This is a genomic window from Streptomyces sp. MB09-01, assembly GCF_033794505.1.
Classification (GTDB): Bacteria; Actinomycetota; Actinomycetes; order Streptomycetales; family Streptomycetaceae; genus Streptomyces.
The window spans coordinates 37,475-60,145 of the sequence record NZ_JARAYQ010000005.1; the positions used below are offsets into that span (position 1 = coordinate 37,475).

Consider the following 22,671-nt stretch of genomic DNA (forward strand, 5'->3'; position numbering starts at 1 on the left):
CGGGCTGCCCCGTAGCCCCGGCTCCGGTCCGCCTCAAACGCCGGCGGGGCTGGGTTGGTGCCCCCGAGCAGTGGCTTGAGCAGTCGGCCCGTACGCGGGGTCCCTCCGGGACGTCTCCTCGTCGTCGCGTCTGCGGGCCTGTCACCCGCGGGGCACCGCCCCGCACCCCCCGGCCCCGCCGAGCCGACCGCAGGTCACACGGCCGGGACGCAGCGGCCCTCCTCCGTGCGGTACTGCCACTTCGCTCCGTCCGCGACGAGCTCCTTCACCGCGCGGACGAAGCGCTCCACGTGCTCGTCCGGGGTACCCGCGCCGAAGCTGACGCGGATCGCGTTCAGCGAGCGCTCCCCCGGGGCCGCCTCCGGCGCACCGCATTCGCCCTGGGCCTGCGGCTCGCTGCCCAGGAGGGTGCGGACCAGCGGGTGGGCGCAGAACAGGCCGTCGCGGACGCCGATCCCGTACTCCGCGGACAGCGCGGCGGCGAAGTGGGAGCTGTTCCAGCCGTCCACCACGAAGGAGATGACGCCGACGCGCGGGGCCTCGTCCCCGAAGAGGGACAGGACGCGGACCGCCGGGACCTCCGCCAGTCCCTCGCGGACCTTCGCGATGAGGTGGCGCTCGCGGGCGACGAGGCTGTCGAAGCCCGCCTCGGTCAGGGCCTTGCAGGCCGAGGCGATGGAGTAGACGCCGATGACGTTCGGGGAGCCGGCCTCGTGGCGGGCGGCCGTGGTGTGCCACTCGACGTCCACGCCGCCGTCCTCGCGCCGGGCCACCTTGCGGGAGGCACCGCCGCCCGCGAGGTAGGGCTCGGCCTGCTGCAGCCAGTCCGCGCGGCCGGCGAGCACGCCCGAGCCGAAGGGCGCGTAGAGCTTGTGTCCGGAGAAGGCGACCCAGTCCACGTCCAGGTCCTGGACCGAGACGGGGTGGTGCGGGGCCAACTGGGCGGCGTCCAGGACGATCCGCGCGCCGTGGGCGTGCGCGGCGGCGGCGAGTTCCTTCACCGGCCACAGTTCACCGGTGACGTTGGAGGCGCCGGTGACGCAGACCAGGGCCGGGCCGTACGGCTCCCGGCCGGCGAGGGCCCGCTCCAGGGTGGCCACGGCCTCGTCCGGGGTGCGCGGGGCGTTGAGGTAGGTGACCTGCGCGTTCGTCCAGGGCAGCAGCGAGGCGTGGTGCTCGGTCTCGAAGACGAAGACCTGGCAGTCGGCGGGGAGCACGGCGGCGAGCAGGTTCAGCGAGTCGGTGGTGGACCGGGTGAAGATCACCTGGTCGGCGGGGCGGCAGTCGAGGAACTCGGCGACCGTGACCCGGCTCTGCTCGAAGAGGTCGGTGGAGAGCCGCGAGAGGTACCCGGCGCCGCGGTGCACGCTGCCGTAGTACGGGGCGTAGGCGGCCACGTCGTCCCAGACCCGCTGGAGCGCCGGGGCGCTGGCCGCGTAGTCCAGGGCCGCGTAGGTGACCTCGCCGCCGGTGACGAGCGGGACGGTGACGTCCCGGCCGAGCACCGGCAGGGGCTCGGCACAGGCGGGGCCCTCGGCGGTGCCGGCGGAAGCGGTGGCGACGGAGGTGGCGGCGGCGGAGGTGGCGGCGGCGTTCAGGAATGCGGACATGGCGGTATCTCCCGGCAGGCAGGGCTGAATGGCTTCGGTGAGTCCGTACGCGGGTACGGCCGTGCGGCCGTCCGGGGTACGGGAGAGCCCTCGGGCCGGACCTGACGGTCGGCGGGGGTACACGGAAGTGACCCTGGTCCGAGGGGTGAAGTAGGGGCGGAGTCGCCCTATCGCATTCGCTTGCTCACGGAAAAAGCTCCTCGAGAAGACCAGGACCCCTGGTGTCGAGGGATCCGCGCTTGCCGTAGGCCTTGCTGCCTACGACCTGGTCATCACCCGGGGCACCCCGCCACGGAAGGAGGGTTGCCGGACAGCAAGCCGGGGCCTAAACGCTGTCACTCGTGACCTGGTCAGCATCCTGCCACATGATCCTCCGTGCGCAAGGCCCCGGTCCGCATGGCGGACCGGGGCCTTGGCTCGAAACGACCGGCCTCGGGTTCAGACGTTGCTGGCCGCCACCCAACGCTCCAGTGCCGCACGCGCCGCACCCGAGTCGATGGACTCCGCCGCGCGGGTGATGCCGGCGGCGAGCTGCTCCTCCAGCGTGCCCGTACCGGGGTCCAGGGCCACCAGGGCCGCCGCCGAGTTCAGCAGCACGGCGTCGCGGACCGGGCCGGTCTCGCCGGCCAGCAGACGGCGGGCCACGTCCGCGTTGTACGCGGGGTCGCCGCCGGCCAGCGCCGAGACGTCGACCAGGTCGATGCCGATGTCGCGCGGGTCGAAGACCTGCTCCGCCACCTTGCCGTCCCGGACCCACCACACCCGCGACGTTGCCGTCGTGGTCAGCTCGTCCAGTCCGTCGTCACCGCGGAAGACCAGCGCGGAGGAGCCCCGTTCGGCGAGCACGCCCGCGATGATCGGGGCCATCCGGGGGTCGGCCACGCCGGTCGCCTGGGCGCGTACCCGGGCCGGATTGGTGAGCGGGCCCAGCGCGTTGAAGAAGGTCCGGATGCCCAGTTCCTTGCGGGCCGCCGCCACGTGCCGCAGCGCCGGGTGGAACTTCACCGCGAAGCAGAAGGTGATGCCGGCCTCCTCCGCGACCTCGACGACCCGCGCCAGGCTGAGGTTGAGGTTCACCCCGAGCTTCTCCAGGACGTCCGAGGAGCCGCTCGCGGAGGAGGCGGCCCGGTTGCCGTGCTTGACGACCTTGGCGCCGGTTCCGGCCACCACGACCGCCGACATCGTCGAGATGTTCACCGTTTTGGCCCCGTCGCCGCCCGTGCCGACGATGTCCACCGTCCGGCCCGGCACCTCGATCAGGTTGGCGTGCTCGTACATCGCCCGTACGAGGCCGTTGATCTCCGCGACCGTCTCCCCCTTCGCCCGCAGCGCGACGGTGAAGCCGGCGATCTGGGCGTCGGTGGCCTCCCCGCGCATGATCCGGTCCATGGCCCAGGCGGTGTCCTCGGCACGCAGGTCCTGGCCGGTCAGCAGAGCGTCGAGGACGCCCGGCCAGCCACGAGCCGCCACGCTGTCGCCGCCTGCCGGGGTCACAACGTTCATGGTCCGCTCCTGCTGCTCGTCAAGGTTTCCACGTCGAATGGGAAGGGCTTCAGCCTATCCAGCCCGCAAGACGGCAAAGAGCCCCGTCCAGACACTGGACGGGGCTCTCGCCGTGGCGACACCAGGACTGACCTGAATCAGTCCCTCATTCGGTCGTGCAGGGGATCAGTGGTGGCCGTGGCCGGCCTGGATCTCCTTGTACTCCTCCACCGTGGGCTTCGGAATCTGGTTGTTCTCACCGTAGAAGCCCTTGCTGAGCTTCGCGCGCAGCTTCTCGGTGGCCTTCACCTTGCGCTCGACACCGTTCTCGTCGACCGTCGGGCCGATCTCGACCGGCTTGTACTGCTCGTGCGCGGTGAGGGTGTGCAGCGTGCCCTGCGGGAGCGGCTCGTGGACCTCGACGAACTCACCGTGCGGCAGACGCTTGATGATGCCGGTCTCGCGACCGTGCAGCACCTTGTCGTGGTCCCGGCGCTGGAGGCCGAGGCAGATCCGCTTGGTGACGATGAAGGCGAGGACCGGGACGACGAAGAAGCCGATCCGGACGAACCAGGTGATCGAGTTGATCGACAGGTGGAAGTACTGGGCGAACATGTCGTTGCCACCGCCGATGAGGAGCACGATGTACTCCGCGATCCAGGCGACACCGAAGGCCGTTCGGGTCGGGACGTTGCGCGGGCGGTCCAGGATGTGGTGCTCGCGCTTGTCCCCGGTGACCCAGGACTCGATGAACGGCCAGACGGCGATCGCACCCAGCACCAGCGGGAAGAGCAGCAGCGGGATGAACACGCCCAGGACGAGCGTGTGGCCCCACAGGTTGATCTCCCAGCCGGGCATGGCACGGATCAGGCCTTCCGGCATACCCATGTACCAGTCGGGCTGCGCACCGGTGGACACGTGGTCCGGGCGGTACGGGCCGAGCGCCCAGATCGGGTTGATCGTCGCGATGGCCGAGACGGCCGCGATGACACCGAAGACCAGGAAGAAGAAGCCTCCGGCCTTGGCCATGTAGACCGGCAGCAGCGGCATGCCGACGACGTTGTTGTTCGTCTTGCCGGGACCCGCGAACTGGGTGTGCTTGTGGTAGAAGACCAGGATCAGGTGGGCCACCAGCAGGCCCATCATGATGCCGGGCAGCAGCAGGATGTGCACCGAGTAGAACCGCGCGACGAAGTCGCCGCCCGGGAACTCCCCGCCGAACAGGAACATCGACAGGTACGTGCCGACGACCGGGACGGACAGGATGGCGCCCTGCATGAAGCGGACACCGGTACCCGAGAGCAGGTCGTCCGGCAGCGAGTAACCGGTGAAGCCGGTGAACATGCCGAGGACCAGCAGCAGGAAGCCGAAGATCCAGTTGACCTCACGCGGCTTGCGGAACGCACCGGTGAAGAAGACGCGCATCATGTGCACGACCATGGCCGCGACGAAGATCAGCGCCGCCCAGTGGTGGATCTGACGGATCAGCAGGCCACCGCGGACGTCGAAGCTGATGTCGAGCGTCGAGGCGAAGGCCTCGGACATCATGACGCCCTGCATCGGCACGTACGAGCCGTGGTACACGACCTCGTTCATGCTCGGGTGGAAGAACAGCGTCAGGTACACACCCGTGAGGATGATGATGATGAAGCTGTAGAGGCAGATCTCACCCAGCATGAAGGACCAGTGGTCCGGGAAGATCTTGCGCATGTTGGCCTTGGCCAGGCCGTAGATGCCCAGGCGGCCGTCCGCCCAGTCCGCTACGCGCTCGCCGGCCGGCGCTTTGCGCTCGTTGTTGTCGCTGGTGCTCATCCGCGCTCCCAGAATGCAGGACCGACGGGCTCTTCGAAGTCGCCGAGCGCTTCGAGGAAGCCTTCGTCATTCACGCCGATCCGCAGCTGCGGAAGCGCGTGACCGGCCGGGCCGAAGATGACACGGGCGCCGTCGGAGAGGTCGAAGGTGGACTGGTGGCACGGGCAGAGCACGTGGTGCGTCTGCTGCTCGTACAGGCTGATCGGGCAGCCGACGTGGGTGCAGATCTTGGAGTAGGCCACGATCCCGTCGTGGGACCACTCCAGCTCCTGCTTGTCCTTGATGTCGTCCGGCTGAATGCGGACGATCATCAGGGCGGCCTTGGCGATCTGGACCTGGAAGTCGTGCTGCTCCTCCTCCAGGCCTTCCGGCCTGGCGAAGGTCAGCGACCCGACGAGCACGTCCTCGGGACGCAGCGGCTCGTTCGTGTTGTCGTTGATGAGCAGCTTGCCCTTGGCCCATGCGGTCTTGCGCAGCTTCTGCTCGGGCAGCGGGCCGAGGTCGCGCATGATCATGACGGCGGAGAGCGGCAGCATCGCCAGCGCACCGAGCATCGTGTTGCGGATCAGGGGCCGGCGGCCGATGCCGGACTCGCTCGCGCCGTCGCGGAAGTCCTGCAGGACCTGAGCCTTGACCTCCGGCGGAGCGGCGATCTCGTGGCGCTCGGCGGCGACCTCCACGTCGGACATCAGGGTGCGGGCCCAGTGGACCGCGCCCGCGCCGATGCAGAAGAGGGCCGTGCCCAGCGTCATGCCCAGGGCGAAGTTGAGCGCGCTGACCTTCCCGATGGGGAAGATGTACACGATCTTCCCGACCGGGAAGATCACGTAGGACGCGATGAAGCCGATCGTGGCCAGCATCGACAGCGTGAACAGCATCGCGACGGTGCGCTCGGAGCGCTTCGCCGCCCGCTCGTCGATGTCCTGGATACGGGGCTTGTGGACCGGAAGGCCCGGGTCGGCGAACGGGTCGTCCGCGACCGCTACGGCACCGTGGTGCGCGTCGCCCTGCTCGCTCGGCAGGTGCTTCTCTTCGGGAATCTCTTGGCTACTCATGACTTCTTGGCCTTAGCGGTGTGGGCCGCGACCCAGACGGCGACAGCGATCAGCGCACCCAGGGCGAAGATCCAGCCGAACAGACCCTCGGAGACGGGGCCGAGGCCACCGAGCTTCAGGCCGCCAGGGCTGACCGACTTCTCGCCGTTCACGTTCTGGAGGTACGCGATGATGTCCTTCTTCTGCTGCTCCGGCATGGTCTGGTCCGGGAAGGAGGGCATGTTCTGCGGGCCGGTCTGCATGGCCTCGTAGATGTGCTTCGGGTCGACACCCTCAAGGTTCGGGGCGTACTTGCCGTTCGTCAGCGCGCCGCCCTCACCGGTGAAGTTGTGGCACTGCGCGCAGTTGTTGCGGAACAGCTCACCACCCCTGGCGATGTCGGCACCTGCCGGGTCGTACTGCTTTGCGGTCGGCGTGATCGGACCGGCGCCGAGGGACGCGATGTACGCCGCCAGCTGGTCGATCTGCGCCTGGGTGTAGACGGCGGGCTTCTTCGGCACCTGGGCGCCGGGCTGCTGGGCGGGCATGCGGCCCGTGCTCACCTGGAAGTCGACGGCCGCGGAGCCGACGCCGACCAGGCTCGGGCCGTCAGAGGAACCCTGACCGCCGGTTCCGTGGCAGCTTGCGCAACCCACGGCGTAGAGCTTCTTGCCCTCCTCGATGGCGAGGGACTGGGCGGTTTCATCGGCCTGCGCCTTGCCCGCGGGAGCAAAGGCGGCGTACAGCCCCCCAGTGGCCGCCAGCGCGAGGAGTAGAACGACGACCGCCGCCAGCGGATGGCGTCGTCGTGCGGAGAGCTTTTTCACGGATTACCCCGGTGTCAGGATCTTCTGCGTCGGTGTGTCTGGATGGAGTGCCGGGTCGGGCCCGGTGACGTGTTCGCTACTTGATCAGGTAGATCGTGGCGAAGAGGCCGATCCAGACGACATCGACGAAGTGCCAGTAGTAGGACACGACGATGGCCGACGTGGCCTGTTCGTGGGTGAACCTCTTGGCCGCGTACGTCCGGCCGAGGACCAGCAGGAAGGCGATGAGGCCACCCGTCACGTGCAGACCGTGGAAGCCGGTGGTCAGGTAGAAGACCGAGCCGTACGGACCGGACGAGAGGCTCATGCCCTCGTGCTTGACCAGCTCGGTGTACTCGAACACCTGGCCGCCAATGAAGATCGCACCCATGACGAACGTGATGATGAACCACGTCCGGAGCTTCTTCACATCACCGCGTTCGGCGGCGAATACGCCGAGCTGGCAGGTGAGCGAGGAAAGCACCAGGATCGTCGTGTTCGTCGCCGAGAAGGGCAGATTCAAGGCCGAAGCCTGCTCTGTCCAGTACTCGGGTCCTGTCACGGATCGCAGGGTGAAGTACATCGCGAAGAGGGCCGCGAAGAACATCAGCTCGGAACTCAACCAGATGATGGTTCCGACGCTGACGAGGTTCGGCCGGTTGACCGTCGGGTGCGCGTGCCCGGTATCTACTGTCGTTGCTGTCGCCACGACCGACATTATGTCGGTCGCTTATCCCGCCCTCACCCCGGGGGGTGCCGTTCGGAGTGTCAGCGGCGTGTGCAAGGCCCGAACGGCCCATCAGATGACCTCGGTGGGATGACCCGTGCACATGTCCGAACCGATGTTGACAGCGCAGCGGGAGGAGTAGCATCCCGCGCAACATCAACGTGATTCACGGGACACGTGGAGGAACGAAATGCGGGCGACTGCGCGGGTTCTGGTCTACAGCGACGACGCGGGCACCCGGGAGCAGGTGCGGCTGGCGGCCGGACGCCGGCCCGCCGCGGACCTGCCGCCGGTGGAGTTCGTGGAGTGCGCGACGCTGCCGGCGGTCCTGACGGAGCTGGACGCGGGCGGCATCGACGCCTGCGTGCTCGACGGCGAGGCGGTTCCGGCCGGGGGCATGGGCGTGTGCCGGCAGATCAAGGACGAGATCTTCCGGTGTCCGCCGGTGCTGCTGCTGATGGGGCGTCCCCAGGACGCCTGGCTGGCCACGTGGAGCCGCGCGGACGCCGCCGTGACCCTTCCGGTGGACCCGGTGGAGTTCGCGGACGCCCTGGCGGGCGTTCTGCGCTCCCGCCTCTCCTCCTCGGCCGCCTGACGGAGCGCCTGCGGGCCCGCGGCTTCCCCGCGGGCCCGCAGCGCGCTTCCGGTCACACAGTGGGCCGGAGGCGGGCCTGGTCCATCGGGTTGCGGCCTTCCTGGGTGCCCTTGAGGAGGGCGCTGCCCTGGCGCCAGTCCTTCCAGTCCATGTTCCAGTCGCCGAAGCCGTTGCCGAAGATGTCCATGTCGTCGCCGATGCTGTTGATCACCTGGACGATGTCGCCCTCGGTGATGTTCTCGTAGAACCAGGCGGCGTTGCCCGTGCTCATTCCGGTGCATCCGTGGCTGACGTTCTCGTAGCCCTGGGAGCCGACGGACCACGGCGCGGCGTGGACGTATTCACCACTCCAGGTGACGCGGGTGGCGTAGTAGACGGGCAGGTTGTAGTACTCGCTGCCGCCGATGCCGACGGTGTCGCCGCGCATCTGGACGAAGTACTGCTTGCCGAGGACCACCTTGACCCCGTTGCGGGTGGAGAAGCCGGGCTTCCCGGTGGTCACCGGGATGGTGTTGATCACTTCTCCGTTGCGCTTGAACGTCAGGTAGTGCGAGGCGGCGTCGGTGGTGACCTCGACCCGGTCCCCGATCTCCAGCTTCAGCGGCTTGGAGGCGACCCCGTGGAGTTCGTCCGTGATCCTGATGCCCTCCAGGTTGCTCCGTACGGAGACGGCGGAGTTGGCGGGCCAGTAGTCCTTCGGGCGGTAGTGCAGGTTCTTGTCGTCCACCCAGTGCCAGGCGCCCTCGACTCCGGGCGGGGCGTCGACGATCAGGCCCCGTTCCACGATCGCGCGGGCGGCCTTGTCCTTGACGGGCTCGCTGAGCTCGGCCGTGAGGGGCTGTCCGACGCCGTACTTGCCCTCCTCCGGGCCGAATTCGACCTTCAGGACCCCTTTCGACGGGGTCGTGTTGAAGGTGAGCGTGCGCTGCCCCGGAGCGCCGCGCTCGTCCTCGGTGCTCACGGTGACCGTGTAGCGGACTCCCGAGGCCATCGGGACCGTGCTGTGCCAGCGGTCTCCCTTGGCGCTCAGCTCGCCCGCCAGGCGGCGGCCGTGGGTGTCCACGGCCAGCACGTCGGTGATCCGGCCGCCGCCGGCCTTGGCGGTGATTTCGAGGGGTCGGTCGGGGTCCACGGGGCGGCTGCCGGCGGTCTGGTTGGAGGCGACCTGATCGCCCGCGTCGTACGGGCGGGCGGACAGCGGGTTCTTCTCGCCGGACCCGCATGCGGTGGCGCCGGCCCCGAGGGACGCGACCAGCAGGGAGCAGCTGAGTACCGTCCAAAGACGCGGTGAGTGGTTCATGGGGCCAACGCTATGAAGATATGACAATTACGGCGCGCGGGGTGACTGCAAACGAGGGGCCCGGACTCCTCCGAAGAGGTGTCCGGGCCCCAGGTGTTCGCGCGGCACGGCCGCGCGCGGGTGCTGCCTACTGGTTCGCGTTCTCACCGCGGTAGTACTCGTACACCCAGCCCCACAGGCCGATCAGGATGATCGGGGCCGAGAAGTACATGAGCCACCAGCCGAAGACGACGCCCATGAAGGCGAGCGCGCCACCGATGGCCAGCGAGAGCGGCTGCCAGCTGTGCGGGGAGAAGAAGCCCAGCTCGCCGGCCTCGTCGGCGACGTCGGCCTCCAGGTTGTCCTGGGCCATCTCGTCGACGCGCTTGGCCGTGAAGGCCAGGTAGTAGCCGATCATGACGCTCAGGCCGAAGGCCAGGAAGAGCGCGGTGGTACCGACGGGCTCCTTCGACCACACGCCGTACACGACGGCCATGACCAGGATGAAGAAGGAGAGCCAGAGGAACATCTTGCCCTGGATCTTCACTTGCCGGCCTCCTTGTCACCGGTGAGGGCCTTGGTGGCGCCGGCGGTGTGGTCCTCGAGGTGGTCGAGGGCCGCGATCTCGGGGTGGTGCAGGTCGAACGCCGGGGACTCGGAGCGGATCCGCGGCAGGGTGAGGAAGTTGTGCCGCGGCGGCGGGCAGGAGGTCGCCCACTCGAGCGAACGGCCGTAACCCCACGGGTCGTCGACCTCGATCTTCTTGCCGTACTTGGCGGTCTTCCAGACGTTGTACATGAACGGAAGCATCGACAGGCCGAGCAGGAACGAGCTGATCGTGGAGATCGTGTTCAGCGTGGTGAAGCCGTCGGCCGCGAGGTAGTCCGCGTAACGACGCGGCATGCCCTCGGCGCCCAGCCAGTGCTGCACCAGGAACGTGCCGTGGAAGCCGATGAACAGCGTCCAGAAGGTGATCTTGCCGAGGCGCTCGTCCAGCATCTTGCCCGTGAACTTCGGCCACCAGAAGTGGAAGCCGGCGAACATCGCGAAGACCACGGTGCCGAAGACGACGTAGTGGAAGTGCGCGACGACGAAGTACGAGTCGGAGACGTGGAAGTCCATCGGGGGCGAGGCCAGGATGACGCCGGTCAGACCACCGAAGGTGAAGGTGACCAGGAAGCCGATCGTCCAGAGCATCGGGGTCTCGAAGGACAGCGAGCCCTTCCACATGGTGCCGATCCAGTTGAAGAACTTCACACCGGTCGGTACCGCGATCAGGAAGGTCATGAAGGAGAAGAACGGCAGCAGCACACCGCCGGTGACGTACATGTGGTGGGCCCACACGGTCACCGAGAGGCCGGCGATCGCGATCGTCGCGGCGATCAGACCGATGTAACCGAACATCGGCTTGCGCGAGAAGACCGGAATGATCTCGGAAACGATTCCGAAGAACGGCAGCGCGATGATGTACACCTCTGGGTGTCCGAAGAACCAGAAGAGGTGTTGCCACAGCAATGCGCCGCCGTTCGCGGCATCGAACACGTGCGAACCGAACTTGCGGTCGGCCTCCAGCGCGAAGAGCGCGGCGGCCAGTACCGGGAAGGCGAGCAGGACCAGGACACCGGTCAGCAGCACGTTCCAGGTGAAGATCGGCATGCGGAACATCGTCATGCCCGGAGCGCGCATGCAGATGATCGTGGTGATGAAGTTGACCGAGCCGAGGATCGTGCCGAAGCCGGAGAAGGCCAGACCCATGATCCACATGTCGGCGCCGATGCCCGGCGAGCGGACCGCGTCCGACAGCGGGGAGTAGGCGAACCAGCCGAAGTCGGCGGCGCCGTTCGGCGTCACGAAGCCGGCCACCGCGATGGTCGAACCGAAGAGGTACAGCCAGTACGCGAACATGTTCAGCCGCGGGAACGCCACGTCAGGCGCGCCGATCTGCAGCGGCATGATCCAGTTCGCGAAGCCCGCGAACAGCGGGGTCGCGAACATCAGCAGCATGATCGTGCCATGCATGGTGAACGCCTGGTTGAACTGCTCGTTCGACATGATCTGCGTACCCGGACGGGCCAGCTCGGCGCGCATGAAGAGCGCCAGGAGGCCGCCGATGATGAAGAACACGAACGACGTGACCAGGTACATCGTGCCGATGGTCTTGTGGTCGGTGGTGGTGAGCCACTTCACGACCACGTTGCCCGGCTGCTTGCGCCGTACCGGCAGCTCGTTCTCGTACGAGTCAGCTGCGGCGGCACCCTGGGATTCGTTGAGGATGCTCACAGTTTGTTCACTTCCGCATTCCGGGCCGGGTCGGTCTGCTGGATGCCGGCGGGCAGGAAGCCGGTCTGGCCCTTCTCGGCCAGCTCCTTCAGGTACGCCTGGTACTTCTCGGGCGAGACCACCTTGACGTTGAAGAGCATCCGGGAGTGGTCGACGCCGCAGAGCTCGGCGCACTTGCCCATGAAGGTGCCCTCTTGGCTCGGGGTGACCTCGAAGACGTTGGTGTGGCCCGGGATGACGTCCTGCTTGAACAGGAAGGGGACCACCCAGAAGGAGTGGATGACGTCGTTGGACGACAGGATGAAGCGGACCTTCTCACCCTTGGGCAGGACCAGGGTCGGACCCGGGTTGCCCGTCTGGGGGTTCTTGTCGCCTGGGACGCCCTTCTCGTAGACGCCCTCGGCACCCGCCGGGAAGGCCTTCGTGAAGCGGTCCGGGATCGAGGCGAGCTCCTTGGGAACCTCGCCCGTCTTCGGGGTCGCCGCGTCGCCGTCGACGTTCTCGACGTAGTTGAAGCCCCAGCTCCACTGGAAGCCGATCACGTTGATCGTGTGCGCCGGCTTGGAGAGGGCGAGCAGCTTCGACTCGTCACGCGCGGTGAAGTAGAAGAGCACCGAGACGATGATGAGCGGGACCACGGTGTACAGCGCCTCGATGGGCATGTTGTACCGGGTCTGCGGGGGGACCTCCACCTTCGTCCGGCTGCGCCGGTGGAAGATGACGCTCCAGATGATCAGGCCCCAGACCAGGATGCCCGTGACGAGCGCGGCCGCCCAGGATCCCTGCCACAGGGAGAGGATGCGCGGCGCCTCCTCGGTTACCGGAGTCGGCATTCCGAGGCGGGGGAAGTCTTTCCATGTATACGAGCAACCAGTGGCGGTCGCCAGGACCACGCCCGCAGTCAGCGCCTGCAGCAGCTTCCGCCGCATCGGGCGCCGCGGCGAGCGGTCGGAGCCGTAGGGACTCACGTAGCGCCTTCCCGAGAGTCTCGGCCCGCGCGGCCGGCCGCGGCCGTGTTCGGGTCGGTCGCCGGCCCTGACGCAGGCAGGGGTTTGGATGTTTATGCGGACCAAACCCTACTGGACGCTATTTGGGGTCGCGCGGGGAGGGTGCCCAACGCGCCGCTACAGCCCCCGAAGGGATGGATCCGCCGTCCGGGGGACGGTGCGGACGGCCCTGAATGGCGGACTCCGGGGCACAACTGACGCCCCCTGACCTCGGACGCTACCGGACTCGCCGCCTTGCCTTACGGTGGCCGGATGCCGTACTTCGACAGCGCGTCCGCCGCTCCCCTGCACCCCGTGGCCCGGCAGGCGCTGCAGGCCTCCCTGGACGAGGGCTGGGCCGATCCGGCCAGGCTGTACCGGGAGGGCAGGCGCGCCCGGCTGCTGCTGGACGCGGCGCGGGAGGCCGCGGCGGAATCGGTGGGATGCCGCCCCGACGAGCTCGTGTTCACTCCTTCGGGGACGCACGCGGTTCACACGGGGGTGGCGGGGGTCCTCGCGGGGCGCCGGCGCGTCGGAGGCCATCTGGCCATGTCCGCCGTCGAACACAGTTCCGTACTCCACGCGGCGGCGGCGCACGAGGCGCAGGGCGGGACGGTGACCGAGGTCCCGGTGGACCGGTCGGGCGCGGTGACCGCGGCCGGGTACGCGGACGCGCTGCTCCCGACGACCGCCCTCGCCTGCCTCCAGTCGGCCAATCACGAGGTGGGCACGGTCCAGCCGGTGGCGGAGGTGGCCGAAGTCTGCGCGGCGGCCGGGGTGCCGCTGCTGGTGGACGCGGCGCAGTCGCTGGGCTGGGGTCCGGTGGAGGGCGCCTGGTCGGTCCTGGCCGCGAGCGCCCACAAGTGGGGCGGCCCGCCCGGGGTCGGCCTGCTGGCCGTCCGCAAGGGGGTCCGCTTCGCCCCCCAACACCCTTCCGACGAAAGGGAGTCGGGGCGCTCACCCGGGTTCGCGAACCTCCCCGCGGTCGTGGCGGCGGCGGCGTCCCTGCGGGCCGTACGGGCCGAGGCCGAGGCGGAGGCGGCCCGGCTGCGGATCCTGGTGGACCGGATCCGGCGGCGGGTGGTGCGGCTGGTCCCGGACGTGGAGGTGGTCGGCGACCCGGACCGGCGGCTGCCGCACCTGGTCACCTTCTCCTGCCTGTACGTCGACGGGGAGGCGCTGCTGCACGAGCTGGACCGGGCGGGCTTCTCGGTCTCCTCGGGCTCCTCGTGCACGAGCTCCACGCTGACCCCCAGTCACGTGCTGCGAGCGATGGGCGTGCTGTCGGAGGGGAACGTTCGGGTGTCCCTGCCGCCGGGGACCACGGCGGAGGAGGTCAACGCGTTCCTCGAGGTGCTGCCGGGTGTGGTGGCGGACGTTCGGGAGCGGCTCGGCGTCTCGCAACCGCCGGCGGTGCAGCCGGTGGCGGACTTCCTGGAGCTCGACGCGCTCGGCCTGCGGTGCCCGCAGCCGGTGATCGAACTGGCCCGGGCCATCTTCCGGGTCCCGGTGGGCGGCACGGTCACGGTCGTCTCCGACGACGAGGTGGCCCGGCTGGACATTCCGGCGTGGTGCGCGATGCGGGGGCACGAGTACGTGGGCGAAACCCCCCGCGACACCGGTTCCGCCTACACGGTCCGCCGCCTGCTGTAACTCGGGGCCGCCCAGACCCGCGCCTGGATGTTCCAGCCTGGCCAACACCAGCCCCGTCGGCGTTCGAGGCGCGGGGGTCCGGGTGCGGCGCCCCCGGCGGCGGCGCCGCACCCGGCACCGGGCAGGACCACCGGCTCCGCCGGCGCACCGGGCTCCGCCCGGACCCTCCCCCGGACTCCGTCCGGGGGGAACCCCCACTCAAACGCCGGCGAGGCCGGAAGGTGGCGGCGGAGTCCAGGCGGCGGCAGCGCAGGCCCGGGTCAGGCCAGGGGTCAGGCCAGGTGGGCGCGGACTTCGGCGGCGGCCTCTTCGCCGTAGGCCTTCGTGAAGCGCTCCATGAAGTGGGCCCGGGCCAGGGTGTACTCCTGGGTGCCGAGCGTCTCGATGACCAGCGTCGCGAGCATGCAGCCCAGCTGCGCCGCCCGCTCCAGGCCCACGCCCCAGGCCAGCCCCGTGAGGAACCCGGCGCGGAACGCGTCGCCGACGCCCGTCGGGTCGACCTTCGCGGTCTCCTCCGGGCAGCCGACCACGATCGGGGCCTCGCCGACCCGCTCGATCCTGACGCCGTTGGAGCCCAGCGTGGTCACCCGCGTGCCGACCTTCGCGAGGATCTCCGCGTCGGTCCAGCCCGACTTCGACTCGATGAGGCCCTTCTCGTACTCGTTCGAGAAGAGGAACGTCGCGCCCTCCATCAGGGTGCGGATGTTGTCGCCGTCCATGCGGGCGATCTGCTGCGAGAAGTCGGCGGCGAAGGGGATCCCCCGCGTCCGGCACTCCTCCGTGTGGCGCAGCATCGCCTCGGGGTCGTCCGCGCCGATCAGGACCAGGTCCAGCCCGCCCACCCGGTCGGCCACGGCCTTCAGCTCGATCAGCCGGGCCTCGCTCATCGCGCCGGTGTAGAAGGAGCCGATCTGGTTGTGGTCGGCGTCCGTGGTGCACACGAAGCGCGCGGTGTGCAGCACCTCGGAGATGCGGACGGAGTCGGTGTCGACGCCGTGCCGGTCCAGCCAGGCGCGGTACTCGTCGAAGTCGGAGCCGGCGGCTCCGACCAGGATCGGGCGGCTGCCGAGCTGCCCCATGCCGAAGCAGATGTTCGGGCCCACGCCGCCCCGTCGCACGTCGAGGTTGTCGACGAGGAAGGAGAGGGAGACCGTGTGCAGCTGGTCGGCGACCAGCTGGTCGGCGAAACGGCCGGGGAAGGTCATGAGGTGGTCGGTGGCGATGGAGCCGGTGACTGCAATGCGCACGGCGTGGACGCTCCTGCTGAGGACGGCGAGGGACAGTCAAAACTACCCGGTAAGCGACCCCAGGCCGAACCCCAGAAACTACCCCTTAGTAGCTCTTTCTTCGCGAGAGCCCCGATGCCTACGGTGCCTTCATGACCTATACCGATGGTTACGGCTACGGCGAGTACACCGCGGACAAGCGCGGCACGGAAGCCCCCCGGGAGCCCGGCCTCGCCCGGCTGCTGGGCGACTGCGCCCGGATGGCCCCGCACTGGGCGGTCCCGGCGGACCCCCGGCCGGCCCGCGTGGCGCCCTCGCAGATCCACGGGATCAACGTCCCGTCGGCCTCGGCGCGGCTGATCGCCTCCACCGCGGCGTACGGGGACCAGTAGGAGGGCGGGGAACCGGTTGCGCCCCTGTTCCGTCACACCCGCATCAGACACGGCGGGACCGGAGAAGGAGCGATGCGGTGACCAGCGAACAACCCGACACATCACGCGGCACACGACGGCGGCCCGCCTGGGCCGTCGGCTCGATCGCGGCTGCGGTGCTGCTCGCGGGCGGCGGCACCGCGTACTGGGCGTCCACGGCCCACGGCGACGGCGGGCCGGGGCACCGTACGGGGGACAGCGCGGCTTCGGCGCCCCGTGACGCGGGAGATCCCTCGGGGCCGGGCATCGCGCCCGGGGAGCCCGATCCGTCCGGCGAGGGCGTGGTCTACCGGGCCGATGTGAAGCTTCCGGAGGGCCCGGCCTCCGCACCCGCCTTCGCCGCGTCGGGCGAGGTCACCTCGGCGGAGGTGGCCCGGCTCGCCGCGGCCCTCGGCATTCCGGGCGAGCCGCGGCTGGCCGGGGACGTCTGGCTGGCCGGGGAGGCCGCCGACGGTTCCGGTCCCCGGCTCACGGTGAGCCGTACGGCTCCGGGCACCTGGAACTTCGCCCGCTTCCAGGCGCCGACCAACGGCACCGGGGACGACTGCGTCCGCGGCAAGGACACCTGCGGTCCCGCGACCGTCCCGCAGGACGGCGGCGCGGTACCGGGCGCGGACAAGCCCGCGGCCTCGGCGAACCCGGTGTCCGAGGAGGCCGCCAAGGCCGCCGCGGCCCCCGTACTGGCCGCCGCGGGGCTGGACGGGGCGAAGCTCGACGCCCGGCTCGCCCAGGGTTCGGTGCGGGTGGTCAGCGCCGATCCGGTGCTCGGCGGGCTGCCCACGCAGGGCTGGTCCACGAAGGTGAGCGTGGCCGGCGACGGCTCGGTGGTCGGTGGCAGCGGCGAGCTGAAGGCCCCCGTCCGGGCGGCCGAGCAACCGGTGGTCGGGGCCGTGGAGGCGCTGGCCGCACTGAACGCGAAGTCGGGCGGCCGGGAGGGCACCGGCCCCGATCCCAGCGGCTGCGCCACGGCGGTCCCGCTGGCGCCGGACGCCCCGGTGGCGGCCACCGACACGGTGCCGTGCAACCCGGAGCCGCGACCCATGAAGCCCCCGCGGACGGAGACGGTCCAGGGCGCGGTGCTCGGGCTGGCCCCGGGCACGGTGAACGGCTCACGGGGCCTGGTCCCGGCCTGGCTCTTCGAGGTGGCGGGTCGCGGCGGCGCGCCCGCGCACACGGTGGCCCAGCCGGCCGCCGCCGAGCAGAGCACCCCCGGCCCGAAGGACGGTCGTACCGTCCCCGGATTCTCGTACGCGGAAGCCGACCGGAAACTGACCGTGAACTTCTGGGGCAGCGTGTGCAGCACCTACGCCCTGGAGGCGCGGGAGTCGGCCGAATCGGTCCTGGTGAAGATCACGGACACCCCGAACAAGCCGGGTCAGGCCTGCATCATGCTCGCGGAGGAGAGGTCCCTGACGGCCACGCTGGCGCAGCCGCTGGGCGACCGGAAGGTGCTCGACGCGACCACGGGCAAGCCGCTCCCCCGGCAGTAGGAGCGGGTGCCCGGTCCCCGGGCATGCGGCGAGGGCCCGCCTCCGGTCGGTGCGACCGGAGGCGGGCCCTCGTCGTGGGGACGTGCGGAGCGTCCGGGCTCAGCTGAACGAGTCGCCGCAGGCGCAGGAGCCCGTGGCGTTCGGGTTGTCGATCGTGAAGCCCTGCTTCTCGATGGTGTCGACGAAGTCGATGGACGCGCCGTGGAGGTACGGGGAGCTCATCCGGTCCGTGACGACCTTCACACCGTCGAAGTCCTTCACGACGTCGCCGTCGAGGGAGCGCTCGTCGAAGAAGAGCTGGTAGCGCAGGCCGGAGCAGCCACCGGGCTGGACGGCGACGCGCAGCGCCAGGTCATCGCGGCCTTCCTGCTCCAGCAGGGTCCTGACCTTTTCGGCGGCGGCGTCGGACAGGAGGATGCCGTCGCTCACGGTGGTCTTGTCGTCCTGTACGGACATCTGCATTCACTCCCGAAGTGGGCGGCTCCCCGCCGGAGACGGGGAAACGTCGGACTCTTGCCGTCGGTGGCAACGAGCGGGACCGCGGATTCATTCCGGGACCCGACGCTTGTTTCAGATATTCCATGCTCGCACACCGCGCGCGGGGCGGGGCCGAAGGATCGAGGGCTGATGCGTCACATTGACACTATGGGCATCGTCAAACTGACGTGAAGCGGTTATGATAGATAACGTCAAGTAGACGAGAAGTCGAAGCGATGATCCAGAAGTCCCTTGTCGCAGAACAGAAAGGGTGCGTGTCGTGACCACCGCCCAGCCGTTGGACGTCCAGCCGACGCCCCTTGCCCTGCTGCTGCTCGGCCGCGAGGCCGACCCCAAGAGCGAGCGCGGGGTGGAGTGCCCCGGCGACCTGCCCTCGCCCTCGGACCCGAACCTCGTGGAGCGTGCCCGCGCCGCCAAGGAGAAGCTCGGGGACAAGGTCTTCATCCTGGGCCACCACTACCAGCGTGACGAGGTCATCGAATTCGCCGACGTCACCGGCGACTCCTTCAAGCTGGCCAAGGACGCGGCCGCCAAGCCGGAGGCCGAGTACATCGTCTTCTGCGGCGTGCACTTCATGGCCGAGTCCGCGGACATCCTTACCTCGGACGACCAGAAGGTGGTCCTGCCGGACCTGGCCGCCGGCTGCTCGATGGCCGACATGGCCACCGCCGAGCAGGTCGCCGAGTGCTGGGACGTGCTGACCGAGGCCGGCATAGCCGGTGCGACGGTTCCCGTCTCGTACATGAACTCCTCCGCCGACATCAAGGCCTTCACCGGCAAGCACGGCGGCACGATCTGCACCTCGTCCAACGCGAAGAAGGCCCTGGAGTGGGCCTTCGAGCAGGGCGAGAAGGTGCTCTTCCTCCCGGACCAGCACCTGGGCCGCAACACCGCCGTCCGCGACATGGGCATGTCCCTGGACGACTGCGTGCTCTACAACCCGCACAAGCCGAACGGCGGCCTGACCGCCGAGCAGCTGCGCAACGCGAAGATGATCCTGTGGCGCGGGCACTGCTCCGTGCACGGCCGGTTCTCGGTCGACTCGGTCAACGACGTCCGCGCCCGGATCCCCGGCGTGAACGTCCTGGTCCACCCCGAGTGCAAGCACGAGGTCGTGGCGGCCGCGGACTACGTCGGCTCGACGGAGTACATCATCAAGGCGCTGGAGGCGGCCCCGGCCGGCTCCAAGTGGGCCATCGGCACCGAGCTGAACCTGGTCCGCCGCCTGGCGAACCGTTTCGCCGCGGAGGACAAGGAGGTCGTCTTCCTCGACAAGACGGTCTGCTTCTGCTCGACGATGAACCGCATCGACCTCCCGCACCTGGTGTGGACCCTGGAGTCCCTGGCCGAGGGCACCCTCGTCAACCAGATCCAGGTCGACAAGGAGACGGAGAGCTTCGCGAAGCTCGCCCTGGAACGCATGCTGGCCCTCCCGTAGGGAAGACCGGTACGGCTCCGGCGCGCAGATGCCCGAAGGGGCGGCTCCCGCACGGGAGCCGCCCCTTCGGGCATTCGGTCGGGCGGGCCGGGTGATCCGGCCCGCCCGGCCCGGTCAGACGTTGGCCGGCGCCTCCTCCTCGCTGGGGGCAACCACCCTCAGCTTGGCCTCGCCGCGCGCCGAGCGCTTGGCGCGGCGGCGCTCCTTGCGGAGCTCGACCATCGTGTAGAGGGTCGGCACCAGGAGCAGCGTCAGCAGGGTCGAGCTGACCAGGCCGCCGATCACCACGACCGCGAGCGGCTGCGAGATGAAGCCGCCCTCGCCGGTGACGCCCAGCGCCATCGGGAGCAGCGCGAAGATCGTCGCCAGGGCCGTCATCAGGATCGGGCGCAGACGGTGCCGGCCGCCCTCGATGACCGCTTCGACGACGCCCAGGCCCTGGGCGCGGTACTGGTTGACCAGGTCGATCAGGACGATCGCGTTGGTCACCACGATGCCGATGAGCATCAGCATGCCGATCATCGCCGGGACGCCCATCGGGGTGCCGGTGACGAGGAGCAGGCCGAGTGCGCCGGTCGCCGCGAACGGGATGGAGACCAGCAGGATCAGCGGCTGGATCAGCGAGCGGAAGGTCGCGACCAGCAGCATGAACACGATCGCGATGGCCGCGAGCATGGCCAGGGCGAGCGAGCCGAAGGCCTCGTCCTGGTCCTCGGAGACGCCGCCGATGGAGGCGGTGGCGCCCTCGGGCAGGTCCAGGGCCTTGAGCTTCGTCTGGAGCTCGGCGCTGACCGCGCCCGTGTTGTCGCCCTGCGGCCTCGCGGTGACGGTCGCGGCGCGGGCGCCGTCGATCCGGGTCATCGCGACCGGGCCGGGGACCTCCTTGACCTCGGCGATGTCGCCGAGCTTGACCGGGCCGACCGGGAGCGCCTGCAGTTCGGCCAGTGTGGTGGCCGGCTGCGCGGACTTGATGACGATGTCCCGCTCGGTGTCGTCCAGGACGGCCTTGCCCGCCGGGTTGCCCCGTACGGCCTGCGCGACGATCGCACCGAGGGCGGCCTGGTTCAGACCCGCCTCCGCGGCCTTGGGGGTGGCGGTCACCGAGATGCGGGGCACGGACTGGGACAGGTCGCTCTGCACGTCGGTGACGTTGTCCAGCTTGGCCACCTCGGCGCGGACCTGCTCGGCGGCCTTGGCGAGCACCTCGCCGTCGCCGGCCTTGACGACCACGCTGAGGTTCTGGCTGCCGAAGGCGTCGCCCGCCGAGATCCGGGTGTCGCCGATGCCGTCAAGCCCGGCCAGCTCGTCCTCGATCTGCTTCTTCACGGCCTCCCCGTCGCCCGCGTCCTTCAGCGAGACCTGGTACGAGGCCTGGTTGGAGCCCGTGCCGCCGCCGAAGGCCGCGAGGAAGCCGGAGGAGCCGACGGTGACCTGGTAGCTCTTGACGCCCTCGACCGAGGCCAGCACCTTCTCGATCTTGCGGGTCGCCTCGTCGGAGGCGGCCAGCGAGGTGCCGGGGGCGAGCTCCTGCTTGACCGTCAGGACTTCCTGCTCGCCCTGGTCGAAGAAGTTGGTCTTCAGCATCGGGGTCATCCCGAAGGTGCCGAGCAGGACGACGACGGCGATGGCCACACTGGTCAGGCGGCGCCGGGTGGCGAAGCCGAGGACCCGTACGTAGAAGCGCTGCAGGCGGCTGCGCGCCTCCTTCTCCTCGGCTTCGCGCCGGGCCTTCGCCGCGCTCTCGGCGTCCCCGGCCGTGACGCCCTTGGGCGCGCTGAGGAACCAGTACGAGAGCACCGGAACGACCGTCAGCGAGACGAGCAGCGAGGCCAGCAGGGCCGCGGTGACGGTGAGCGAGAAGGAGCCGAAGAGCTCGCCGATCATGCCGCCGACGAGGCCGATCGGCAGGAAGACGGCGACGGTGGTGAGCGTGGAGGAGGTGACCGCGCCGGCGACCTCCTTGACCGCGGTGATGATGGCGGCCTCGCGCTCCTCGCCGTAGCCGAGGTGGCGCTTGATGTTCTCCAGGACCACGATCGAGTCGTCGACGACGCGGCCGATGGCGATGGTGAGGGCGCCCAGGGTCAGCATGTTGAGCGACAGGTCGCGGGTCCACAGCACGATGAGCGCGAGGACCACGGACAGCGGGATGGAGACCGCGGTGACCAGCGTCGAGCGCAGCGAGGCCAGGAACACCAGGATCACGATCACCGCGAAGAGCAGGCCGAGCAGGCCCTCGGTGGTGAGGCTGGAGATGGACTTGGCGACGGCCGGGCCCTGGTCGCTGACGACCGTCAGGTCGGCGCCGGCGCCGAGGGTGGAACGCAGCTCGGGGAGCTTGTCCTTGACGGCGTCGGAGATGGCGACGGCGCTGCCGTCCTTGTCCATGGTGAGGACGAGGGCGAGGCTGGGCTTGCCGTTGGTGCGGGTGATGGAGTCGGCCTTGGCCGCCTCCTGCTTCACGGTGGCGACGTCGCCGAGGCGGACGGCCGGCTTGCCGGGTCCGGGGCTCAGGCGCAGGTCCTCCACCTGGGCGAGGGAGGTGTATCCGGCGCCCACCCGTACGGTGCGGTTCTTGCCCGCCTCGTCGAAGGAGCCGGCGGGGACGGCCGCGCCGCCCGCCTGGAGGCCCTGGGCGAGCGCGGCGCCGTCGAGACCGGCGGCCGCGAGCTTGGCCTCGTCGGGGGTGACGGTGACCTGGAGGTCCTGGACGCCGTCGACGCTGACCTGGCCGACGCCGTCGATGTCCGACAGGACGGGTACGACGGACCGTTCCAGCTGGTCGGCGAGCGCCTGCTGGTCCTTGTCGGAGGTGACGGCGAGGATGACGGTCGGGATGTCGTCGGTGGAACCGGCCACCACCTGCGGGTCCACCTCGGCGGGCAGCCGGACGCGGGCCCGGTTGACGGCCTGCTGGACGTCGGCGACGAGCTGCTTGGTGCCGCTGTCGCCGTAGTCGAAGGTGGCCATGATGAGGGCGTTGCCCTCGCTGGCGGTGGAGGTGATGCCGGTGATGCCGTCGACGCCCTTGAGCATGGCCTCGATCGGTTCGACGACCTGCTTCTCCACCACGTCGGGCGAGGCGCCCTGGTACGGCGCGAGCACGGACACCATCGGCAGTTCGATGGAGGGGAGCAGCTGCTGCTTGAGCTGCGGGATGGCTATGGCGCCGAAGAGGAGCGCCACGATCGACACGAGGCCGACCAACGCTCTTTGGGCAAGGCTGAAGCGGGACAGCCACGACATGGGTATGAGATCTCTCTGCAGTGACGAACGCGAGGGCATTCCCACCCTGTCCCATGGCGCGGGGGCGTTGCGTCGCTC

General features: G+C 69.7%; 18 protein-coding genes and 1 riboswitch. Of the genes, 5 read left to right on the plus strand and 13 right to left on the minus strand.

Annotation, left to right across the window (positions count from 1 at the left end; all coding sequences use genetic code 11):
• Positions 1-194: 194 nt before the first annotated feature.
• The 6 genes from PV721_RS02140 to PV721_RS02165 all read right to left on the minus strand — a co-directional run bounded on the left by PV721_RS02140 (position 195) and on the right by PV721_RS02165 (position 7,462).
• On the minus strand, positions 195-1,610 hold the full coding sequence (locus PV721_RS02140) for an aminotransferase class V-fold PLP-dependent enzyme (RefSeq protein ID WP_319721026.1): 1,416 nt from the start codon (positions 1,608-1,610) through the stop codon (positions 195-197).
• Positions 1,611-1,840: 230 nt separating this feature from the next.
• A riboswitch (SAM riboswitch) is annotated at positions 1,841-1,957 on the minus strand.
• A gap of 91 nt (positions 1,958-2,048) precedes the next feature.
• The gene (trpD, locus tag PV721_RS02145) at positions 2,049-3,113 is read right to left on the minus strand and encodes an anthranilate phosphoribosyltransferase (protein WP_319721027.1); all 1,065 of its coding nucleotides are present in this window, start codon (positions 3,111-3,113) and stop codon (positions 2,049-2,051) included.
• Between the two features lie 165 nt (positions 3,114-3,278).
• Complete coding sequence (locus PV721_RS02150; protein ID WP_319721028.1) at positions 3,279-4,904, minus strand: ubiquinol-cytochrome c reductase cytochrome b subunit; 1,626 nt, start codon at positions 4,902-4,904, stop codon at positions 3,279-3,281.
• Positions 4,901-5,959: a ubiquinol-cytochrome c reductase iron-sulfur subunit gene (locus PV721_RS02155; RefSeq protein WP_319721029.1), complete on the minus strand. Its 1,059-nt coding sequence runs from the start codon at positions 5,957-5,959 to the stop codon at positions 4,901-4,903. The genes PV721_RS02150 and PV721_RS02155 overlap by 4 nt, the downstream gene beginning before the upstream one ends.
• The gene (locus tag PV721_RS02160) at positions 5,956-6,765 is read right to left on the minus strand and encodes a c-type cytochrome (protein ID WP_319721030.1); all 810 of its coding nucleotides are present in this window, start codon (positions 6,763-6,765) and stop codon (positions 5,956-5,958) included. Before PV721_RS02160 ends, PV721_RS02155 begins: the two co-directional genes overlap by 4 nt.
• 76 nt (positions 6,766-6,841) lie before the next feature.
• Positions 6,842-7,462 carry a cytochrome c oxidase subunit 3 gene (locus PV721_RS02165; protein ID WP_030036314.1) on the minus strand — a complete coding sequence of 207 codons (621 nt, stop codon included), beginning with the start codon at positions 7,460-7,462 and terminating at the stop codon, positions 6,842-6,844.
• 199 nt (positions 7,463-7,661) lie between these two features.
• On the opposite strand from PV721_RS02165, the gene PV721_RS02170 reads away from it, so the two are divergent.
• On the plus strand, positions 7,662-8,066 hold the full coding sequence (locus tag PV721_RS02170) for a hypothetical protein (RefSeq protein ID WP_319721033.1): 405 nt from the start codon (positions 7,662-7,664) through the stop codon (positions 8,064-8,066).
• A gap of 52 nt (positions 8,067-8,118) precedes the next feature.
• On the opposite strand, the gene PV721_RS02175 is transcribed toward PV721_RS02170, so the two are convergent.
• The 4 genes from PV721_RS02175 to coxB all read right to left on the minus strand — a co-directional run bounded on the left by PV721_RS02175 (position 8,119) and on the right by coxB (position 12,593).
• Positions 8,119-9,366 carry a L,D-transpeptidase gene (locus PV721_RS02175; protein WP_319721034.1) on the minus strand — a complete coding sequence of 416 codons (1,248 nt, stop codon included), beginning with the start codon at positions 9,364-9,366 and terminating at the stop codon, positions 8,119-8,121.
• Positions 9,367-9,493: 127 nt separating this feature from the next.
• Positions 9,494-9,892, minus strand: coding sequence for a cytochrome c oxidase subunit 4 (locus PV721_RS02180; protein ID WP_319721035.1), 399 nt, complete (start codon positions 9,890-9,892; stop codon positions 9,494-9,496).
• Positions 9,889-11,625, minus strand: a complete 1,737-nt coding sequence (gene ctaD, locus PV721_RS02185; RefSeq protein ID WP_319721036.1) for a cytochrome c oxidase subunit I — start codon at positions 11,623-11,625, stop codon at positions 9,889-9,891. Before ctaD ends, PV721_RS02180 begins: the two co-directional genes overlap by 4 nt.
• Positions 11,622-12,593, minus strand: a complete 972-nt coding sequence (coxB, locus tag PV721_RS02190; protein WP_319721037.1) for a cytochrome c oxidase subunit II — start codon at positions 12,591-12,593, stop codon at positions 11,622-11,624. The genes ctaD and coxB overlap by 4 nt, the downstream gene beginning before the upstream one ends.
• 291 nt (positions 12,594-12,884) lie before the next feature.
• Between coxB and PV721_RS02195 the strand changes: the two genes are divergently transcribed.
• The gene (locus PV721_RS02195; RefSeq protein WP_319721038.1) at positions 12,885-14,264 is read left to right on the plus strand and encodes a cysteine desulfurase/sulfurtransferase TusA family protein; all 1,380 of its coding nucleotides are present in this window, start codon (positions 12,885-12,887) and stop codon (positions 14,262-14,264) included.
• A gap of 272 nt (positions 14,265-14,536) precedes the next feature.
• Here the strand turns inward: PV721_RS02195 and PV721_RS02200 are convergent, their stop codons facing one another.
• On the minus strand, positions 14,537-15,511 hold the full coding sequence (locus tag PV721_RS02200) for a carbohydrate kinase family protein (protein WP_319721039.1): 975 nt from the start codon (positions 15,509-15,511) through the stop codon (positions 14,537-14,539).
• A gap of 131 nt (positions 15,512-15,642) precedes the next feature.
• Between PV721_RS02200 and PV721_RS02205 the strand changes: the two genes are divergently transcribed.
• On the plus strand, positions 15,643-15,882 hold the full coding sequence (locus tag PV721_RS02205) for a hypothetical protein (RefSeq protein WP_319721040.1): 240 nt from the start codon (positions 15,643-15,645) through the stop codon (positions 15,880-15,882).
• Between the two features lie 77 nt (positions 15,883-15,959).
• Positions 15,960-17,411 carry a hypothetical protein gene (locus tag PV721_RS02210; RefSeq protein WP_319721041.1) on the plus strand — a complete coding sequence of 484 codons (1,452 nt, stop codon included), beginning with the start codon at positions 15,960-15,962 and terminating at the stop codon, positions 17,409-17,411.
• A 99-nt stretch (positions 17,412-17,510) separates the two neighbouring features.
• Here the strand turns inward: PV721_RS02210 and erpA are convergent, their stop codons facing one another.
• Positions 17,511-17,867: an iron-sulfur cluster insertion protein ErpA gene (erpA, locus tag PV721_RS02215; protein WP_030010511.1), complete on the minus strand. Its 357-nt coding sequence runs from the start codon at positions 17,865-17,867 to the stop codon at positions 17,511-17,513.
• Positions 17,868-18,159: 292 nt separating this feature from the next.
• Here erpA and nadA point away from each other — a divergent pair, with 292 nt between their 5' ends.
• The gene (nadA, locus tag PV721_RS02220) at positions 18,160-19,347 is read left to right on the plus strand and encodes a quinolinate synthase NadA (RefSeq protein ID WP_319721042.1); all 1,188 of its coding nucleotides are present in this window, start codon (positions 18,160-18,162) and stop codon (positions 19,345-19,347) included.
• Between the two features lie 114 nt (positions 19,348-19,461).
• On the opposite strand, the gene PV721_RS02225 is transcribed toward nadA, so the two are convergent.
• Positions 19,462-22,593, minus strand: a complete 3,132-nt coding sequence (locus PV721_RS02225; RefSeq protein ID WP_319721043.1) for an efflux RND transporter permease subunit — start codon at positions 22,591-22,593, stop codon at positions 19,462-19,464.
• Positions 22,594-22,671 lie beyond the last annotated feature (78 nt).

Bases quoted from the DNA above. Each gene is read 5' to 3' on its own strand.
- PV721_RS02140 (WP_319721026.1), bottom strand. From the start codon at position 1,610: ATGTCCGCATTCCTGAACGCCGCCGCCACCTCCGCCGCCGCCACCTCC.
- PV721_RS02205 (WP_319721040.1), top strand. From the start codon at position 15,643: ATGACCTATACCGATGGTTACGGCTACGGCGAGTACACCGCGGACAAG.
- PV721_RS02170 (WP_319721033.1), top strand. From the start codon at position 7,662: ATGCGGGCGACTGCGCGGGTTCTGGTCTACAGCGACGACGCGGGCACC.
- PV721_RS02155 (WP_319721029.1), bottom strand. From the start codon at position 5,959: ATGAGTAGCCAAGAGATTCCCGAAGAGAAGCACCTGCCGAGCGAGCAG.
- PV721_RS02225 (WP_319721043.1), bottom strand. From the start codon at position 22,593: ATGTCGTGGCTGTCCCGCTTCAGCCTTGCCCAAAGAGCGTTGGTCGGC.
- trpD (WP_319721027.1), bottom strand. From the start codon at position 3,113: ATGAACGTTGTGACCCCGGCAGGCGGCGACAGCGTGGCGGCTCGTGGC.
- PV721_RS02195 (WP_319721038.1), top strand. From the start codon at position 12,885: ATGCCGTACTTCGACAGCGCGTCCGCCGCTCCCCTGCACCCCGTGGCC.
- PV721_RS02175 (WP_319721034.1), bottom strand. From the start codon at position 9,366: ATGAACCACTCACCGCGTCTTTGGACGGTACTCAGCTGCTCCCTGCTG.
- PV721_RS02165 (WP_030036314.1), bottom strand. From the start codon at position 7,462: ATGTCGGTCGTGGCGACAGCAACGACAGTAGATACCGGGCACGCGCAC.
- PV721_RS02150 (WP_319721028.1), bottom strand. From the start codon at position 4,904: ATGAGCACCAGCGACAACAACGAGCGCAAAGCGCCGGCCGGCGAGCGC.
- erpA (WP_030010511.1), bottom strand. From the start codon at position 17,867: ATGTCCGTACAGGACGACAAGACCACCGTGAGCGACGGCATCCTCCTG.